A 17,831-nucleotide genomic window follows, 5' to 3' on the forward strand; every position below is an offset into this window, starting at 1 on the left:
CGAACGACGGCGCCGGCGACAATATTAAAAGCCCCACGAGTGTGTTTAAATGAGCCCGCATTCCGCTCTATCAGGACAAATACTCCTTAATCGACCGATTTCATGGATTCACTTAGTGGGCTCGTCGCTTTCGTTCGTGCCGCCGAAACCCGCAGTTTCGTCACTGCGGCCCGCGCACTTGGGGTTTCCGCGTCCGCCGTCGGAAAAAGCGTCGCCAAATTAGAGGAAAATCTCGGGGTTAGACTGTTTCATCGAAGCACGCGTCAAATCAATTTGACCGAAGAGGGCGCGATTTTTTTCGAGCGATGCCGCAATGCACTGCAGGAAATCCAAGACGCCGAAGCCGAATTATCCAAAGCAACCGTCGCACCGCGCGGCCGATTGCGCGTCAGCATGCCGGCAATCGGCTATCGCTTATTGCTGCCGGTCATTCCGCGATTTCGCTCCCTGTATCCCGAAGTCGAACTCGATTTGGATTTCAGTGATCGGCTCGTCGACGTCATCGAAGAGGGTTTCGACGTCGTCATTCGCGGCGGAGAGCCGGCCGATTCACGCCTGAAAGCGAAGCGCCTCGGGCCGTATCGATTCGTCGTCTGCGCATCGCCCGAGTACTTCGCGCGGCACGGCGTGCCCCAACACGCCAGCGAACTCGCCAATCATGTTTGCCTGCGCTTCAAGTACCGCTCCAGCGGCAAACTGCAGGAATGGATCGTCGATGGCGAATCGCCGCTCCTGGGCGCGGGCGTCGCGACGCCGCTGATCCTCAATAACGCGGAGGCGGTACTGTCGGCCGCCATCCAAGGGCTTGGGATCGCTTATATGCCGGACTTCGTGGCGCGCGATGCGCTGACGGAAGGACGTTTGCGCCTGGCGTTGGAATCCTCTCGAACCGTGGAGGGCGTATTTCGTGCGCTTTGGCCGACGAACCGGCACATGCTGCCGAGGCTGCGCGTCTTCGTCGATTTCCTGGCGGAGCAGCTCGGCGGCAATTAAGACCGGCCTGTCAAAACCCGCTCAACGCATGAGCCGCCAGTATTCGGGCGCGACGAACGATCTGACTCAAAAGCACGAATCATCGTCCGAATCCGGCGGTTCGAAAGCCGCGAATTGATTCAATAATCCGACGGTATCCATATTCCCTGCCAGGCGCCATTCGACGCTAAACCCGCATAAGCGAAATGCGTCTCGAACGAGCACAGCGAGCGCCATTCGCTTCGCCAACGAAACGATAAAACCGATTCGAGATTCACGCTATCCAACAATGAGGAGGCAGCATGCAACGCCCAATCCACTCGCTCGCGCCGGCCAAGCAAAGGCCTATATCGCAGGCGTGCGCCGTCATCGCCGCCATGCTTGCAACGATGTCCGCCGCGAATGCGGGGACGCTACCGCAAGGAGGGCAGTTCGCGGCGGGCACCGGCTCCATCGCCACAAGCGGATCGGCGCTGACCGTGAATCAAAGCACGGCGCGCGGAATCATCGACTGGAACAGTTTCTCGATCGGCAGCGGCAACCAAGTGACGTTCAACAACGGCAATGGCGCGACGCTCAATCGTGTCACCGGCGGCAACGCCTCCTCGATACTGGGCTCGCTCTCGGCCACCGGCAGCCTTTACGTGATCAACCCGCAGGGCATCGTGGTCGGCTCGACCGGCGTCGTCACGACCGGCGGCCGTTTCGTCGCATCGACGCTCGACGTCGACAACAGCTCGTTCATGAACGGCGGCCCGCTCACGCTCACGGGCTCGTCGAATCAAAACGTCGTCAATCTCGGCAAGATCGGATCGACGCAGGGCGACGTCTTTCTCGTCGCGGCGGGCAAGGTGGAAAACGCGGGTGCCATCAGCGCGCCGCACGGCACCGCCGAGCTCGCCGCGGGACGCCAGATTCTGCTGCAGGATTCGTCCACGGGCAGACAAGTGTTCGTGCAAAGCGGCAGCAAAGGCACCGTGCTCGACAGCGGCGTCGTTGCGGCCGCGCAAGTGAGCTTGCAAGCGGCGGACGGCAACGTCTACGCGCTGTCCGGCAATCACGATGCGATTCGCGCGACCGGGACGGCCACTCGCGACGGCCACGTCTGGCTCGTCGCCGATACCGGGACCGTCGAACTGCCGCAGGCGATCACGGCCGCGAACGCGGACGGCACCGGCGGCGCCGTCGACACCGTGGCGGGCACGCTCACGTTCTGCGGCAATTGCACGCCGACCGTCACAGCCGGCACGTGGACCCTCACGACGCCGAGCTACAAAATCGACGGCACGGCCGCGGCCGCGTTCTCGCGCAGCTTGAACGCAGGCACGTCGATCGATGTACGGACCACGGGCGCTGCCGGGAGCGAAGGCGACATCAACGTCATATCGAATCTTGCTTGGAATGGAAACGCTTCGCTTGCGCTCGATGCGTTTCGCGCGGTAACGCTCGGTAGCGGCAAGACGATCGCCAACACGGGCGGCGGCAATCTCACGCTGCGCGCGGATGCGACCGGCATCGACAACGGCGGCGGGGTGCTGAGCGTCGGCACGATCGATTGGTCCAAGAGCACCGGCATCGTCGCCATGTATTCCGACATGAACGGAACGTATGTGCCCGGGACGCTGGTGGGCAATTCCGGCTGGGTCAAACCCGCGCTCGAAACCGGCATCGTGACGCAACTGACGGCGTATCGCCTCGTCAATTCGGTGAACGACTTGCAGAACGTCTCGCAAAATCTCGCAGGCAACTATGCTCTGGGCCGCGACATCGACGCGAACGGCAGCGCGATCATGATCGGAGGCGCCGCGTTCACAGGGCAATTCGACGGCCTTGGTCACGTGATCGATCGCCCGTCGACGAGCACTGCGGGCCTGTTCGCTCAAATCGGCGCGACCGGCGTGGTGCGCAACTTGGGCGTGACCAATAGCGGCATTTCCTTCGGGCACTGCTATGCCGATGCTTGCACCACCGGCTTGCTGACGCAGGAGAACGACGGACTCATCACCCGCTCGCATTCGACGGGTGCGCTCTCTTTCAACGATTTCGGCCCCGGCTCGACCTATTCCGCGGGAGGCCTCGTCGGCCAGAACAACGGCACGATCGCGCAATCGTGGAGCAGCGCCGGCATCCGCGGCATGCCCGACTTTTCCGGCGGGCCGGGGTCCGGGGATCTGGGCGGCTTGGTCGCGGACAACAACGGCGTCATCACGCAGTCTTATGCGACCGGCGACATCAGCGGCGGCGGCTGGGCGTTCGTGGGCGGACTCGCCGGCCGCAGCAACGGCACGATCACGCAGTCGTTCTCCACGGGCGCCGTCTCGGGCGGCGGCGGCTCGTACTGGTACGGCCCGGGTGGCGGCGCAGGCGGGTTGATCGGGGCGGGCACCGGCGGGGGCGGCAACGACTATTGGAATGCGCAAACGTCCGGCATGGCGACCGACGGCGGCGGCGTACCGGCGCAAAACGGCTTGACCACCGCACAAATGAGCGACCCGGCCAGCTTCGCGGGATGGGACTTCAGCGCGGCCGGCGCCTGGGTCATGCCCGCCGGCTCCACGTTTCCGCAATTGCGCTGGCAGGCCGCGCCGACGGCCGGCTCGGGATCGAGCGCGACATCTTCGCCCCTGCTGTAGGCGTTCTTCCCGCGCCACGTTGATCCGCGCCGCTGCCGCCTCGATGGCGGTGCGGCTATCGACGACGCACGGCGCAGTGCAGCGGCCGCCCTGCGCGCCGATGCATGGCTGCCCCGGCCTCAGGCGTCAGGCGTCAGGCGCTCGGCTAGCAGCGAGCATCGGCACGAGAGCCCCAAGCAAGCGGCGAGATGCCCCCGCGCACCACGTCGCCCCCGCGCCGACGCCACGCTCCGCTTCGACCGCATCGCCCCTCGGTCGGGACCCAGTTTCCCCCGCTCGCCTACGATTCGGGGAACTAAATCGCGCATTCGCGTACGTACCGTACCAAGCGGTACGGCGACCGCCGTTTTTTGCATCGCTCAATTTCAAAGAACCAAGGGGAAAACAGATGAAGTGGTTGGATCTCAACGCTTTCATGGGGATATCGGCCATCGAGTGGTCTTACGCAATCGCCGCGGCGCTCGTTACCTACCTGGCCCTCAGTTGGGTCCTCCGATTGGTCGTGGCTCGGCTGGCTGCAATCGCCGAACGAACGTCCACCCGCTTCGATGACATCGTAGTGCTGCTGCTGAAAGGCACCAACCGGCTGACACTCGTTGCTGCCGCCCTGCTCACAGGCTCGAACTTTCTCTCGATCCCGGACAAATGGAGCAACCGGCTCGATCATTTGTGGTTTTTGGTGATCGGCTTCCAGATAGCGTCGTGGCTGAACCGTGCGGTTACGTTGTGGGCTCAGCAACGGTTGAGCCCTCAAGGCGCCACCACGCACAATCCGGTCATCACGACCATGGGCGCCTGGATCACGCGCACACTGCTGTGGACCATTCTCGTCCTCGCAATCCTTGCCAACATGGGCGTCGACATCACGGCGTTCGTCGCCAGCTTGGGCGTCGGCGGCGTGGCGGTTGCTCTCGCGGTGCAGAACATTCTCGGCGACGTGCTGGCGTCCCTCGCCATCGGACTGGACAAGCCGTTCGAGATCGGAGACTTCATCGTCTTCAACGACATTGCGGGCAGTATCGAGCACATCGGGCTCAAGACCACACGGATTCGCAGTTTGAGCGGAGAGGAGATCGTCTGCGGCAACACCGCACTGCTCAAGAACACGATCCACAATTACAAGCGAATGAAGGAACGCCGCATCTTGTTCGGATTCGGCGTCACCTACGATGCCACGACCGAGCAATTGAAGGCCGTGCCCGCGCTCGTCAAGCAGGCTGTGGAGCATACCGGCAACACGCGTTTCGACCGCGCACATTTCAAGGCCTTCGGCGCCAGTTCGTTGGACTTCGAGGTCGTGTACTACGTGACGGATCCGGATTACAACCTCTACATGGACGTGCAACAGCGCATCAATCTCGAGCTCATGGACGGGCTCTATCGGGCGGGCCTCAGTTTCGCTTTCCCGACGCATACGGTCCACCTGGCCCCCGGAGCCGAGGCGGCCTCGCTTGCGAGCACGCGGCCAAACGATGGACGCGCCCACGAACGACCGGCCGCCTCGGCTGGCAAGGGCGTGCGCGCGGGGTTGAACTCGCTGCCCCCGGAGACGCGCGCTACGTCGCCGCAGCAGCAGTCCTAGCCGGAGCACATCCGTTGCTCGAAGTCTGTTTACGATGCTCGGGGCCAGCTCACGTCTGCCGGCCTGTGCCGGTCATCGGTTCCGACCCTTACCGCCTGGCGCCCGCGCAGGCGGCTTTCTCGATGAGGCTTCGCGGCGAATTTCCTGCGAAATACCGAGCGCCTTTTAAGTTTCACTTAAGTCTGGCTATCTACGGTAAGCCCTTCCTGAAGATCTTCCTTGGCGGCGCGCAGTTCGATGTCCGACGTACGTTTACCCGACTTCGCATGGCACTCGCTTCCCGGCGAGTTCCTGCACGCGCAGCGCGAATAGCTGCCGCCGCCACGCGCATCGGCATCCGCGCAAATTTCGTCCTCGCAGGCATTCCGGCCCCCGCGCCGGTCGCGATCGCCGAGGACTGGGCGTCCCCCCCGAGCCCGCCGCCACTCCACTCACCGCTTCTCCCGTCGTCATCCATGGCCCTCCCTGCACTCGTCGTGCCCACGACGCGCATCGGCAAAGCCGTACTCTTTTGCGCGATCAGTTCAGCTTGCGTCGCCGTCATGCTCTCGCCGGTCGGCCGCAACTCCCATTCCGACGACGAGACACTGCCCGCCGCTGGGCCGTCGCCCGCTGCGCGCGACACGCATGATGCCGATACGCTGCGCGCGGCCCAGCCGGACGCTGCCTCGTCTGCGAACACGCTCTACAACGACGCGCCTTCCGGTCGTTCGCCTGCCGGGGGCACACCCGCCTCTCCGTCCGGTCCAATCGCCCGATCCGTGACCATCGATTCGAGTTTCGCCGAAGCGATGCGGCGCCTCGGCGTCAATGCGAGCGTGACCGGGTTGCTCGCGCACGCGTTCGCCGGACAGATCGATTTCCGCCGCGATCTGCGCAAGGGCGACATCGTCAGCCTCGTGATGCCGCCCGCCCATGCCATCGATGCGGCCAGCAGCGCGCACGCCACCGACGAGATGCCCCTTGCGGTGCGCATCTCGCACGGCGACACGGATCACGATCTGTTCCTGCATCGCGATTTGCGAGGCAAGCCGTTCTACTACACGGCCAACGGCCGATCGGGCGCGCCGGGGTTCGCGCGCTATCCGCTTGCGTTCACTCGCGTATCGTCGAATTTCGCCGCACGTCGACTCGACCCCGTCACGCATCAATGGCAAAGCCACGATGGGGTCGATCTTGCCGCGCCGGTGGGCACCCCGGTTCACGCGACCGCCCGCGGCACGATCTCGTACATCGGTTGGGAAACCGGTTACGGCAAGATCGTCGTGATCGACAACGTGCCGCCGTATCAAACGGCGTTCGCGCATCTGTCGCGTTTCGCCCGGGGGCTGCATCGCGGCGCGCACGTGCGGCGCGGACAAGTCATTGGCTACGTCGGCAAGACCGGCTGGGCGACCGGCCCGCACCTGCACTACGAAGTGCGCGTCGCCGACGTCGCGCGCAATCCGCTCACCGTGACGTTGCCGGGCGACACGCCGTTGCACGGCAACGAGCGCAAGCAATTCGCGCAGCGCGCGAATCGTCTCGCCGCGCTGTTTTGAGCGCGAGAACGATGCGTCTGTGGCCAATTCTCTTCCTCGCGCTGTGCATCGGGCCCCTTACCTTCGCCGATCCCGCGTTCGCACGCGCGCGCGCCCACGCGCAGCGCCATCGGCCCCGCCCCGCGGTGCTCGCACGCGCTGCGATGGTGGTCGATCTCACGACCGGACGAACGCTTTACGCGAAGCATCCCGATCAGCGCCTGCCCATTGCGTCCCTCACGAAACTGCTGACGGCCATGGTGGTGATCGACTCCAAGCGCTCGCTCATCCGGCCGGCGCGCATCACGAACGCCGACGTCGACCGGCTCAAGTGGTCGCGCTCGCGCCTGCCGGTCGGCTCGCTGCTGCTCAGGCGCACGATGCTGCACATTGCATTGATGTCGTCGGAGAATCGCGCGGCCTTCGCGCTGAGCCGCGACTATCCGGGCGGGCGCGCCGGATTCGTGCGCGCGATGAATCGCAAGGCAAGACGCCTCCACATGCGACACAGCCGCTTCGTGGATCCGACCGGGCTGTCGCCGCGCAATGTGTCGACCGCGCGGGACTTGACGCGACTCGCACGCGCCGCGTACCGGTATCGGCGGATACGTCTGTATTCGACGTCGCATCGAAAGCTCGTGCTGGGCGGCGCGGGACCGCTGATGTATCACAACACGGATCCGCTCGTGCACGTTGTCGCGTGGCACGTCCCATTGCAAAAGACGGGCTTCACCAATGAAGCGGGGCACTGCCTGATCGTCATGACGCCGGTGCGCGGCCACATGATGCTAATCGTGCTGCTCGGCGATCCGTCCCCTCAGGCTCACTTTCAGGACGCCATCGATCTGCGGCGCTGGCTGCTCGAAGGCCGCCGTCATTGAATCGCCACGCTCATACGCGAAGTCGCGCAAGATGGTTCGGGTTCGGACGGATGGCCCTTTATGTCATAGCGTGATGCCATCCCATCGATGGTGTCGACATCTGGCCGGATTGCATCGGGAGAAATCCATGAACGCTTGGCACATGGCAATTGCGGCGGCGCTTTGCTTGCTGCTCGTGGCTTGCTCGCGCCACGAAAGCGTCTTCTCGCTATCGCCCGTCTTCACTGCGCGATCCACTGTTCCAGCGTCCGCGGTCGCGGGGTGCGTAGCGCATCGCTGGAAACAGGGCACGCGGCGCTTGCATCGTGGCGAACGCGGCGGGGCGATCACGCTGCGCGCCGAATCGTTGTTTAGGGGCGCGCCGATCGGTCTGCGCGTGGTGCCGGACGGGCAGTACGCGCGCGTCGAATACTTCCGCAGGCGCCATGTCGCCCCGCTTTACGGGTCCATGGTGCGCGGCTGTCTGGATCCGGACGCGAACGATGGAGCGGACGACGCACCGGACGTCCCGAAGTCATGAATCGGCCACGCGACCCTCATGGATTCAAACAATCGGAAGTGCTGGGCAACAGCCTGCATGTGCGACTCCGATTGCGATCGGCGCTGTTGGGCGCAGCCTTCGCTTTGGCCTTCTTCGTCTTGATCGCACGCGCTTTCTGGGTGCAATGCATCAACGATGGCTTTTACCAACTTCAGGGCGATATCCGCCAGATCCGCGACTTCACCGTGCATGCGGCGCGCGGCCGCATTCTCGATCGCAACGGCCACATCCTCGCGATGAGCCTACCCACGCGTGCGCTTTGGGTGGATGCGCGCGACGTGCCGAACATCGCGCAGAGCAAGCTGACGTCAGTGGCCGCTCTGCTCGGCATCGACACCGAGCGTGTCGCGCACGTGTATCGCGAGCATCGCGCTTTCGCCTATCTGCGGCGGCAGGTGCCGCTCGCGACCGCGGACGCCGCGATGCGTCTCGATATACCGGGCCTCTATGCCGAGCGGGACTATCGGCGGTTCTACCCCGAAGGTCAGATCGCCGCGCACGTGACGGGTTTCGCTGGCGTGGACGGCAAGGGTCAGGAAGGCGTCGAACGTGTCGACGACCGCATCCTTACGGGCATCGACGGCAACCGGCGGGTGTTGCGCAATGCGCGCGGTCAGATCATCGATACGTTGGATTTCGTCGGGCCGAAGCCGGGGCGGGACATCCGGCTGTCCATCGACCGGTCGATCCAGTTCGCCGCCTTTCATGCGGTACGGGATGCGGTGCGTCGCACCGGCGCCAAAGCGGGCTCCGCCGTCGTGCTCGACGCGCATACCGGCGAAATCCTCGCGATGGCGAACTGGCCCACCTACGATCCGAACCAGCGCGCGGCGCGCAGCGGCCGACAGATTCGCAACCGTGCGGTAACGGATGTCTTCGAGCCGGGCTCGGTGCTCAAGCCGCTGACGATCGCGCTTGCGCTCCAGCGCCGAATCGTCACGCCCGATTCGATCGTGACCACCGACGGCGGCCGCTTGCGGCTCGACCATGCGGTGATTCACGACGATGCGAATTTCGGCGTGCTGACGGTTTCTCAGGTGATCCAGAAATCGAGCAACGTCGGCACGACGAAGATCGCGTTGCTGCTAAAGCCGCGTGAGATGTGGCACAACTTCCGCGCGGTGGGACTGGGACGTGCGCCGTCCGCGGGGCTGCCCGGTGCGGCAGCTGGTGGCGTGCGCCCGTATCAGCACTGGCGGCGCATCGAACAGGCGACGATGTCATACGGCTACGGCCTGTCGGCCTCGTTGCTGCAGCTCGCGCAGGTCTACACCGTCTTCGCGAACGATGGCGTATTCGTCCCCGCGACGATTCATGCGCGCAGCGCCGCCCACATCGAAGGCCGGCGCGTCTATTCGGCGCGCGTCGCGCGCGAAGTGCTAGCGATGCTCAAAAGCGTCGTGTCGAAAGACGGCACTGCGCCGCAGGCACAGGTCGCGGGCTACACGGTCGCGGGAAAGACCGGCACCGCGTACCGCTGGACCGCGACCGGCTACGACCACGACCAGTATCGTGCGTCCTTCGTGGGGATCGTGCCGGCGAGCGCGCCTCGCGTGATCATTGCCGTCTCGATCGATCGGCCGAGCAAGGGCTCGCACTTCGGCGGCGCGGTCTCGGGGCCGGCCTTCGCCGATATCGCGGCGAGGACCATGCGCATTCTCAACGTCTCGCCCAACGAACTCACGGCCACCGCCCCTTCTGCGCAAGCGCCCGCGACCTGATCCGGCGCGCGCGTCGCTTCGTTCCATCGCCCCGTGCCTCCCTGCCCGGCTGCCCGATCGCCGCGGACAGTCCGCGGACAGTCCGCGCACCGGCGCCGCGATCCCAACGCCGAACCGGGAACGCGGGCTGCTTGGAGGCTCATGCTTGCCGCTATCGACGGCGCTTGACCTGACACGAAAATGGGATCGACTCATGACCTACGGGACTTTTCCGGACTGGCTACGCTACCTTTCGCTCGCGTGGATCGCACTCGGCGGACTTTGCGCGCTGGTGATCGCAGCCGACGAGATCCGACAACCGCAAAAGATGTGGATCATGAACGTGGTGTGGCCGGTGACCGCGCTATTCGGCACGTTCGTCTGGCTGGGCGCCTACTATGCTTGGGGGCGCAATTCACCGGTCGGGGGACACGAAAACACGAAGCCGCCGTTTGCAGCAATGGTTCTGAAGGGAACTAGCCATTGCGGCGCCGGTTGTGCGCTCGGCGACCTCATCGCCGAGTGGGGCGCTTTCATCTTTCCCGTTGTGGCCGTGTGGTTCGGTTGGCACACCGTGTTCGCGGAAAAAACCTTTGCCGTCTGGATACCGGACTTCCTCTTGGCGTTTCTGCTCGGCATCGTATTCCAGTACTTCACGATCAAGCCGATGCGCGACCTATCGCCCTGGCAAGGCGTGATAGCGGCGCTGAAGGCCGATATCGCTTCGATAACGGCCTGGCAGATCGGCATGTATGGCCTCATGGCCATCATCCAGTTCTTATGGTTCAAGCCTGCCTACGGCGGCGTTGCCGAAGTCGCGAGCCCCGAGTTCTGGTTCGCGATGCAACTCGCCATGTTGGCGGGATTCGCGACCAGCTATCCCGCCAATTGGTGGCTAATACGGAAGGGCCTGAAGGAAAAGATGTGAGCTTCCCGAGATTGCGCCTTCGTACGGCGCGCTGACAAGCTCGCCCCAAACTCAAGCCGCGCAGCCTGCATCCTCATGCCCCCCGGTCCCTTCCAGCGCGGCCAAGAAGCTCGAGCTCCACCAATGAACATCGAACTGGCGGATTCGACTCATGAGCGCGGCGTGGCGGTTGATACGCTCATCCGGCGACATTGTCAGTGCTCGCTGAATGGCGTGCGCCGTTCCTTGCGTGTCGTAAGGGTTGACCAGCAGCGCTTCCTTCAAGTGCTCCGCGGCGCCGGCGAACCGCGACAACACCAGCATGCCCGGGTCGGCAGGATCCTGGGCGGCGATAAACTCCTTGGCGACCAGGTTCATCCCGTCGCGCAGCGGCGTCACGAGCGCAACGCGGCTTGCACGATACAAGCCGGGCAAACGCTTTCGAGCGACATTGCGATGGATGTAACGCACCGGCATCCAATCCAGTTCGCCGTAATCGCCATTGATCTCGCCGCACAAACTATCCATCTGACGACGCAGGTCGTCATAGGCGCCGACGTCTTCGCGGCTTGGCGAGGCAATCTGGATCAACGTCGCGCTGCCGCGATTCTCGGGGTAGGTGGCAAGAAGTTCGCGGAATGCGTGGACGCGTTGTGGCAGCCCTTTCGAATAATCGAGCCGGTCGACGCCGAGCAATAGGCGGCGCCGCGAGTACTCTTCGCGCATCCGGCGAAACATGTCCACCCCGTCCCGCCCATTGGCGAGCTTGTTGAACTCATCGACGTCGATACCGATCGGGAAGGCGCCCACGCGCACGGTCCGATTGAACGCCCGAAGGCTACCGTCCGACAAGGACTCGGCGCCGGCCTCGGATTCGACGTAGCGCGCAAAATGCGTCACATCGACTTCACTCTGGAAGCCAACGAGGTCATACGCAAACAGGGAACGCATCAACCATTCGTGTTCCGGAATTGCCGCCATGATCAAGGGCGGCGGCATCGGAACATGCAGGAAAAAGCCGATGCGGTTGGCACATCCCATTGCACGCAATTCTGCCGCGAGGGGAATCAGATGATAGTCGTGAATCCAAATGACATCATCAGGCCGCAATAAAGGCAACAGCTTATGGGCGAATAGCCGATTGACGCGCCGGTATCCAGCGGCAAACCGCACGTCGAAGTTAGCGAGATCGAGCCGGTAATGAAACACCGGCCACAATACCCCATTGGCATATCCGAGGTAGTACGCGTCATAGTCCTGCTGGCTCAGATCCAAGGTAGCGAGGTGAACGTTGCCGACTGCCTGCAATTTAACGTCACCGTGATCGGCGCCGCCAGGCGTCTCTCCACGGATTTTCCCGCTCCAACCGAACCAGAGACCGCCCGTCTGTTGCAGACTTTCTTTGACTGCGACCGCAAGCCCTCCTGCCGCAGCTTTGCTCGGGTCGGCAACACGATTCGAAACAACAACCAAACGACTCACTGGATCCCCATATTAATTCACACTGAGTAAACAGATCGACATAGCTCGTGGGGCGAATGCCATACCAACTCCCATTTTCTAGGATGGAATGTATTCAATCGTAACATACGCGTTCCACCCCACTGTCGATTGGTTGGGCTGTGCGCTGCGGTAGAGTGCGGCGAGGCGCTCGGCAGCCCGCCATCAGGAAGCCTTAATGTTGGCGGTGCATCATGAGCGTGCCCCGCGTGCTCGCAACTGCCATTAGACCGGGCAGGCGCGTTGGGTTGCCATCACCGATCCACCTACACTCAAGAGGTCCACGCATGACCCTCTCACCCATCAACGCCAATGCAATGAGCTTGGCGGCACAATCCACGCACTCTGCTTCCGGGGGAAACGAAGCACGCGAAGTCGGTCCCGATCACGACGGCGACAGCGACGATGGCGGCAGCCAAGCCATCGCCGCCGCAGCGTCGCGGCCGGTTGTGAATGCCAACGGCCAGATGGTCGGCGGTACGGTCAATGTCACTGCGTAGGCGCGATATAGTGACGAACTACGACGCTTAACGGCGATGCCGGTTTCCTTCGGGAGATCGGCTTCGCGGTTGGCGAGCGCGCCGGCTTGGCGATTGCGCAAGCGACGCTAGGCGCGCGGGATTAGCGTGCGCCGCGAGCGATACCAGCCGACGGACGATGTGCTAGGGGCGGCGCACATCACGAAGCGCCAGCCACCCCATACTGCGACGACAAGTACCGCCGAATGTCATCGGGTGCGTTGATGAAGCGCTTCCCCGCGTGCTCTTTCACCGTGACGCCGGGGCCTTTCACCACTTGCGCGTCGCCGAGCACGAGCACCGGAGTTGACTGGTTCTCTTCGCCGATTACTTCGACGATCGCCTTTCGCGGCCGCGGCGCATCGATGTACTCGACCTCTATCGCGCTGCGAAGCTGAGGAAAAAAGCTCAGCATACCTTCGATCGCCACCGCATCGCTGCAGTACAACGGCCCCTCGGATCCGCTAAAGAAGCCTGGGCGAAGCATGAACAACTTGTCTTTCATGGCACGTCTCGCTATTGGTTGGGGAGTGGGTTCCCGGCTGGGCAGCGAACTCCGCTTCATTGGATCCGCACCCGCTCAAATTGCGTCGAGTGGAATCTTCAGATAGCGCACGCCGTTGCCTTCGGGATCAGGCAGATGCCCGGCACGCATGTTGACCTGCACCGCGGGCAGCATCAGCACCGGCATGTCGAGCGTCGCGTCGCGCGCGGCCCGCATCGCGACGAACTCGTCCTCGGTGACGCCGTCATGCACATGCACGTTCGCGCGCCGCTGGTCTACAACCGTGCATGCGTATTGGACACCGCGCCCCCCGGGTTGATAGTCGTGGCACGTATAAAGACGCGTATCGGGCGGCAGATCCAGCAAGCGCGAAATGGAACGGTACAGCTCACGGGCGTCGCCGCCTGGAAAGTCGCAGCGCGCTGTGCCGTAATCGGGCATGAACAAAGTATCCCCCACGAACGCCGCCCGCTCGATGCCGTCGTCGATGAAATAAGTCATACAGGCCGGCGTATGACCTGGCGTGTGGATGGCGCGAATCGACAACGCGCCAAGCGGCAGCACATCGCCATCGTCGAGCAAACGATCGAACGGACTCGCGTCGGATGTGGTACTCAGTGTTTTGTTGAACAATCGCCCGAACGCATGCTGCACGCACCGCACTTGCGCGCCAATTGCAATCGCGCCACCGACGCGACGCCTCAGATAGGGCGCCGCAGAGAGGTGATCCGCATGGACGTGCGTCTCCAGCAGCCAGCGGACCCTAGCGCCGAGTTCCGATACGCGTGCGATGAGTCGGTCGGCGCTTGTCGTGCGGGTACGCCCAGATCGCGGATCGTAGTCGAGTACGCTGTCGATCAGCGCACAGTCGCGACTCGATGTATCGAACAGCAGGTAACTCACCGTGCTCGTAGCTGGGTCGAAGAAGCCTTCGACCGACATGACCGGCATGTGGCTCATGGCACTGTCCTCGATTCGGTGTCGGCTATTTTTGCCGTGTTGCCGACATGCTCCACAGGAGCTCCGCTCGCTTTCCCGTACGGCAATACGCCAACACCGGCTTGGGCAACGTCTCGATATACGCGGCAAACGCCGTGAGATCCGATTCGCTGATCTTGCCGGCGACCACCGGCAGATAGCGAGCCTCGATATCGAGGCGTCCGGCAGCCTCGGCGATCGCGGAAAACGTAGGCTGCCCAGGCTCCTCACCATCCGGCCGGTTACAAATGACCGTCCTGAAGCCCTCGGTACGCACGACTTCGAGGTCGTCGCCCGACAACTGAGGCGCGATGGCAAACTCAGGCGATATCTTCGTGAAGCGCGTCTCCCCAGTGCGTCCGGATGGTTCGCGCAACATCTGCCGGCCAGCAATCGTCTCGTTCTGGCGGCATGCGCGAACGACTCGCTGAAAACACGCAATGGCAAAATCCACGTCGTCTTGCGTGGTGTACCGGCCGAGGCTGAAACGTACCGTGCGACTCGCCGCATCGGCGTCGAGACCCAGCGCAGTCAGCACGTGAGAAGGGGTTCCGGCCGCAGAGTTGCACGCCGACGTGGACGACACCGCGAGTTCGTCCCCGAGCAGCGACGGAGAAAACCCCGTCAAGCGGACCGTCAGGCTCAACGTGTGAGGAATGCGGCGTGCTGCGCGCGCATTCTGCGTAACGCCGTCGAGCGCCAGCACCGCATCCAACAGCCTCGCACTCAGTCCGCCAATACGTGCACTATCGCCTGCCATGTTGGCCGAAGCCAACTCGCATGCCGTGCCCATGCCGACGATCTGATGCGTTGCCAGGGTCCCCGACCGGAGCCCCGACTCATGACCGCCCCCATGCATCTGTGGCGCGATTCGCTCGGCCGCCTCGCGACTGACATACAACGCGCCAATGCCTTTCGGTCCATACACCTTGTGAGCGGACATGGACAACAAGTCGATGCCGAGCGCTTTGACGTCGATCGGCGTCTTGCCGAGCGCCTGTGCGGCGTCGACGTGCAGAAGTGCGCCCGCCGCATGGACGACCGGTGCGATGGCTGCAACATCGGTCAGCGTGCCCACTTCGTTGTTGACGAGCATCAGCGACACGAGTCCCGTTTGCGAGCCTACCGCGGCAGCGACCGCGTCCGCCGTGATTTCCCCGTCGGCCGTCGGTCGGATGAACGTGACCGACATCCCGCGTTTTTCAAGGCTGGCCATCGTATCGAGAATCGCCTTGTGCTCGATCTGGCTCGTGACCAGGTGCCGCTTCGACGTGGCCATTTCGGCATAGCCCTTCAGCGCGAGATTGTTCGACTCCGTCGCGCCGGATGTCCAAACGATCTCTTGGGCATCCGCGCCGATCAGCTGAGCCACCTGCTGTCGCGCGTGCTCCACCTTATCGCGAGCGGCCGTCCCCGCGGCATGTGAACTCGAAGCGGGATTGCCGAACACGCCGTCGATACCCAAACACTCGGACATCGATTCGATCACCTGCGGATCGGCAGGGGTAGTTGCTGCATAGTCGAAGTATCGAAGATTGCCACTCATACTCATGATGATCCAATTCCCTTAGTTCGTCGCAGCCGCACGCAAACGCGCAAATCCCGCTTCCAGGTCGGCGATCAGATCGTCGGCATGCTCGAGGCCGGCATGAATTCTCAGCAACGGTCCCTCCCGCAACCATTGCGTCGCCGTTCGGTAGCTTTGCGGATTGGAACGCAGAATGAGGCTTTCGTAGCCTCCCCAGCTGTACCCCATCCCGAAGCACTTCATGCCGTCGAGCATCGCTCGCAACGCTTCATCCGATTGCGGGCGTAGGACGACGCCAAACAGGCCACATGCGCCCGTGAAGTCGCGTCGCCATAAATCATGGCCGGGTGCGCCCGGAAGCGCCGGATAGAGAACTTCGGCGACTTCAGGCTGCTCTGCCAGCCACCCGGTCAGGGTATGAGCCGTGCGTTGATGACGCTCCAGCCGCGCAGACAACGTGCGCAAGCCACGTAACGCGAGGTAAGCATCGTCCGCGCTGACCGTCAGACCGAAGCGCCGGTAAAATTCGTGAATCAGCGGATAAGTCGATTCCGTTGTGAGGATCGCACCCATCAGGACATCGGAGTGTCCCGCGATGTACTTCGTGGCCGCGTGAATGGATACGTCGACGCCATGATCGAATGAACGAAAGAACAACGGCGTACCCCACGTGTTGTCCATCAGTACAAGCGCACCGTGTCGATGGGCCGCCCGGCTGATCGCGGGGATATCCTGCACTTCGAAGGTCACCGACCCCGGTGATTCGACAAACACCGCGCGCGTGTTGGGCCGCATGAGTGCCGCTATATCGGCGCCAATCAGCGGATCGTAGTAAGTCGTCTCGATGCCCAGACGTGCCAGCGTCCTGGCGCAGAACGTGCGCGTTGGGGCGTACACCGAATCGGTCATCAGTAGATGATCGCCCGGCCCCAGAACAGCCAGAAGCGAAGTGGCGATGGCACTCAGGCCGCTTGGAGTCAGCATCGCCCGATGCGCGCCCTCGAGACGCGCTAACGCACCCTCGAGCGCGCGCGTGGTCGGGCTGCCGCCGCGCCCGTATGCATTGGGTGTGTCGCTCGCGGAATTGAGCTTGTCGACGGTTGGAAAGAGCAGCGTCGATTGCCGATACACGGGGGGATTTACCGGAGTGCCTGCCTGTTCATGGCCGCGCCCTTCGTGAGCCAATATCGTTTCATTCGATAGTGTCGCGTTCAAAGTGTGAATCCTTTCCTTTCGTTCAATCAATCGCGATGGACAGCGTCGGGCGCCCCACCGGTATGCAGGAACGCCGACCAGCGGGTCGTGGCTAATGCAGAATTTTGTCGAGGAAATCCCGCGCCCGCTCGGAGCGCGGCGTATGGAAGAACGCGTCGCTCTGCGCGTCCTCAACGATCATGCCGGCATCCATGAAGAGCACGCGGTTTGCAACCTTGCGAGCGAATCCCATCTCGTGTGTGACGCACACCATCGTCATGCCTTCGCGTGCGAGTTCGACCATCACATCCAGTACCTCGTTGATCATTTCCGGGTCGAGCGCGGAGGTCGGCTCGTCAAACAGCATCGCGATCGGATTCATCGACAATGCGCGAGCGATCGCCACGCGCTGTTGCTGCCCACCCGACAACTGGCCCGGAAACTTCCGAGCATGCGCTTTCAGCCCGACGCGATCGAGAAGACGCAGGCCAATCTCGTGAGCCTCGTCCTTCGAGCGTCGCAACACCTTCATCTGAGCAAGCGTGAGATTCTCGATTACGCAGAGATGAGGAAACAACTCGAAATGCTGGAACACCATGCCTACGCGCGCGCGCAATTGCGCGAGCTTGACCGTCGGATCGTCGAGTCGAGTGCCGTCGACTGTGATGCTGCCGTGCTGGAAAGGCTCGAGGCCATTGATCGTCTTGATCAGCGTCGACTTGCCCGAGCCGGACGGGCCGCAGACGACTACCACTTCGCCTTTTGTGACCGACGCACAGCAATCGGTCAGGACTTGATGCTTGCCGTACCACTTCGATACGTTATCGAGAGTAATCATGTTCGCAGTCTTGATCGGTAACAGAACGCTCTGA

The 17,831-nt window shown here is 63.0% G+C and carries 15 protein-coding genes; 9 read left to right on the forward strand and 6 right to left on the reverse strand.

Annotation, left to right across the window (positions count from 1 at the left end; all coding sequences use genetic code 11):
* Nucleotides 1–102: 102 nt before the first annotated feature.
* The 8 genes from MMB74_RS19330 to MMB74_RS19365 all read left to right on the forward strand — a co-directional run bounded on the left by MMB74_RS19330 (nucleotide 103) and on the right by MMB74_RS19365 (nucleotide 10,757).
* A complete protein-coding gene (locus MMB74_RS19330) occupies nucleotides 103–993 on the forward strand; it encodes a LysR substrate-binding domain-containing protein (protein ID WP_277430281.1) in 891 nt (296 codons plus the stop codon).
* A gap of 281 nt (nucleotides 994–1,274) precedes the next feature.
* Nucleotides 1,275–3,605: a filamentous hemagglutinin N-terminal domain-containing protein gene (locus tag MMB74_RS19335; protein WP_277430282.1), complete on the forward strand. Its 2,331-nt coding sequence runs from the start codon at nucleotides 1,275–1,277 to the stop codon at nucleotides 3,603–3,605.
* A gap of 388 nt (nucleotides 3,606–3,993) precedes the next feature.
* Entirely contained in the window at nucleotides 3,994–5,187 is a 1,194-nt protein-coding gene (locus MMB74_RS19340) for a mechanosensitive ion channel family protein (RefSeq protein ID WP_277430283.1), read from the forward strand.
* Between the two features lie 455 nt (nucleotides 5,188–5,642).
* Nucleotides 5,643–6,728 (forward strand): peptidoglycan DD-metalloendopeptidase family protein, encoded by a 1,086-nt coding sequence (locus MMB74_RS19345; protein ID WP_277430284.1) that lies wholly within the window; start codon nucleotides 5,643–5,645, stop codon nucleotides 6,726–6,728.
* A gap of 11 nt (nucleotides 6,729–6,739) precedes the next feature.
* Nucleotides 6,740–7,588, forward strand: coding sequence for a serine hydrolase (locus MMB74_RS19350; RefSeq protein ID WP_277430285.1), 849 nt, complete (start codon nucleotides 6,740–6,742; stop codon nucleotides 7,586–7,588).
* Nucleotides 7,589–7,715: 127 nt separating this feature from the next.
* Complete coding sequence (locus tag MMB74_RS19355; RefSeq protein WP_277430286.1) at nucleotides 7,716–8,108, forward strand: hypothetical protein; 393 nt, start codon at nucleotides 7,716–7,718, stop codon at nucleotides 8,106–8,108.
* On the forward strand, nucleotides 8,105–9,850 hold the full coding sequence (locus MMB74_RS19360) for a penicillin-binding protein 2 (protein ID WP_277430287.1): 1,746 nt from the start codon (nucleotides 8,105–8,107) through the stop codon (nucleotides 9,848–9,850). Before MMB74_RS19355 ends, MMB74_RS19360 begins: the two co-directional genes overlap by 4 nt.
* A gap of 193 nt (nucleotides 9,851–10,043) precedes the next feature.
* On the forward strand, nucleotides 10,044–10,757 hold the full coding sequence (locus tag MMB74_RS19365) for a DUF4396 domain-containing protein (protein WP_277430288.1): 714 nt from the start codon (nucleotides 10,044–10,046) through the stop codon (nucleotides 10,755–10,757).
* Nucleotides 10,758–10,808: 51 nt separating this feature from the next.
* Here MMB74_RS19365 and otsA read toward each other — a convergent pair whose 3' ends face one another.
* Nucleotides 10,809–12,218: an alpha,alpha-trehalose-phosphate synthase (UDP-forming) gene (gene otsA / locus MMB74_RS19370; protein WP_277430289.1), complete on the reverse strand. Its 1,410-nt coding sequence runs from the start codon at nucleotides 12,216–12,218 to the stop codon at nucleotides 10,809–10,811.
* A 305-nt stretch (nucleotides 12,219–12,523) separates the two neighbouring features.
* On the opposite strand from otsA, the gene MMB74_RS19375 reads away from it, so the two are divergent.
* On the forward strand, nucleotides 12,524–12,736 hold the full coding sequence (locus MMB74_RS19375) for a hypothetical protein (protein ID WP_277430290.1): 213 nt from the start codon (nucleotides 12,524–12,526) through the stop codon (nucleotides 12,734–12,736).
* A 178-nt stretch (nucleotides 12,737–12,914) separates the two neighbouring features.
* Here MMB74_RS19375 and MMB74_RS19380 read toward each other — a convergent pair whose 3' ends face one another.
* From MMB74_RS19380 to MMB74_RS19400, 5 genes are all read right to left on the reverse strand, one after another.
* Entirely contained in the window at nucleotides 12,915–13,259 is a 345-nt protein-coding gene (locus MMB74_RS19380) for a DUF3088 domain-containing protein (RefSeq protein WP_277430291.1), read from the reverse strand.
* A gap of 75 nt (nucleotides 13,260–13,334) precedes the next feature.
* Entirely contained in the window at nucleotides 13,335–14,219 is an 885-nt protein-coding gene (locus MMB74_RS19385; RefSeq protein WP_277430292.1) for an MBL fold metallo-hydrolase, read from the reverse strand.
* A gap of 25 nt (nucleotides 14,220–14,244) precedes the next feature.
* On the reverse strand, nucleotides 14,245–15,789 hold the full coding sequence (locus MMB74_RS19390; RefSeq protein ID WP_277430293.1) for an aminotransferase class V-fold PLP-dependent enzyme: 1,545 nt from the start codon (nucleotides 15,787–15,789) through the stop codon (nucleotides 14,245–14,247).
* A gap of 15 nt (nucleotides 15,790–15,804) precedes the next feature.
* The gene (gene metC, locus MMB74_RS19395) at nucleotides 15,805–16,980 is read right to left on the reverse strand and encodes a cystathionine beta-lyase (protein WP_277430294.1); all 1,176 of its coding nucleotides are present in this window, start codon (nucleotides 16,978–16,980) and stop codon (nucleotides 15,805–15,807) included.
* 91 nt (nucleotides 16,981–17,071) lie between these two features.
* Nucleotides 17,072–17,797, reverse strand: a complete 726-nt coding sequence (locus tag MMB74_RS19400) for an amino acid ABC transporter ATP-binding protein (protein ID WP_277430295.1) — start codon at nucleotides 17,795–17,797, stop codon at nucleotides 17,072–17,074.
* Nucleotides 17,798–17,831: the final 34 nt, after the last annotated feature.

The sequence above is a fragment of the Trinickia sp. Y13 genome, assembly GCF_029522115.1.
Lineage (GTDB): Bacteria > Pseudomonadota > Gammaproteobacteria > Burkholderiales > Burkholderiaceae > Trinickia.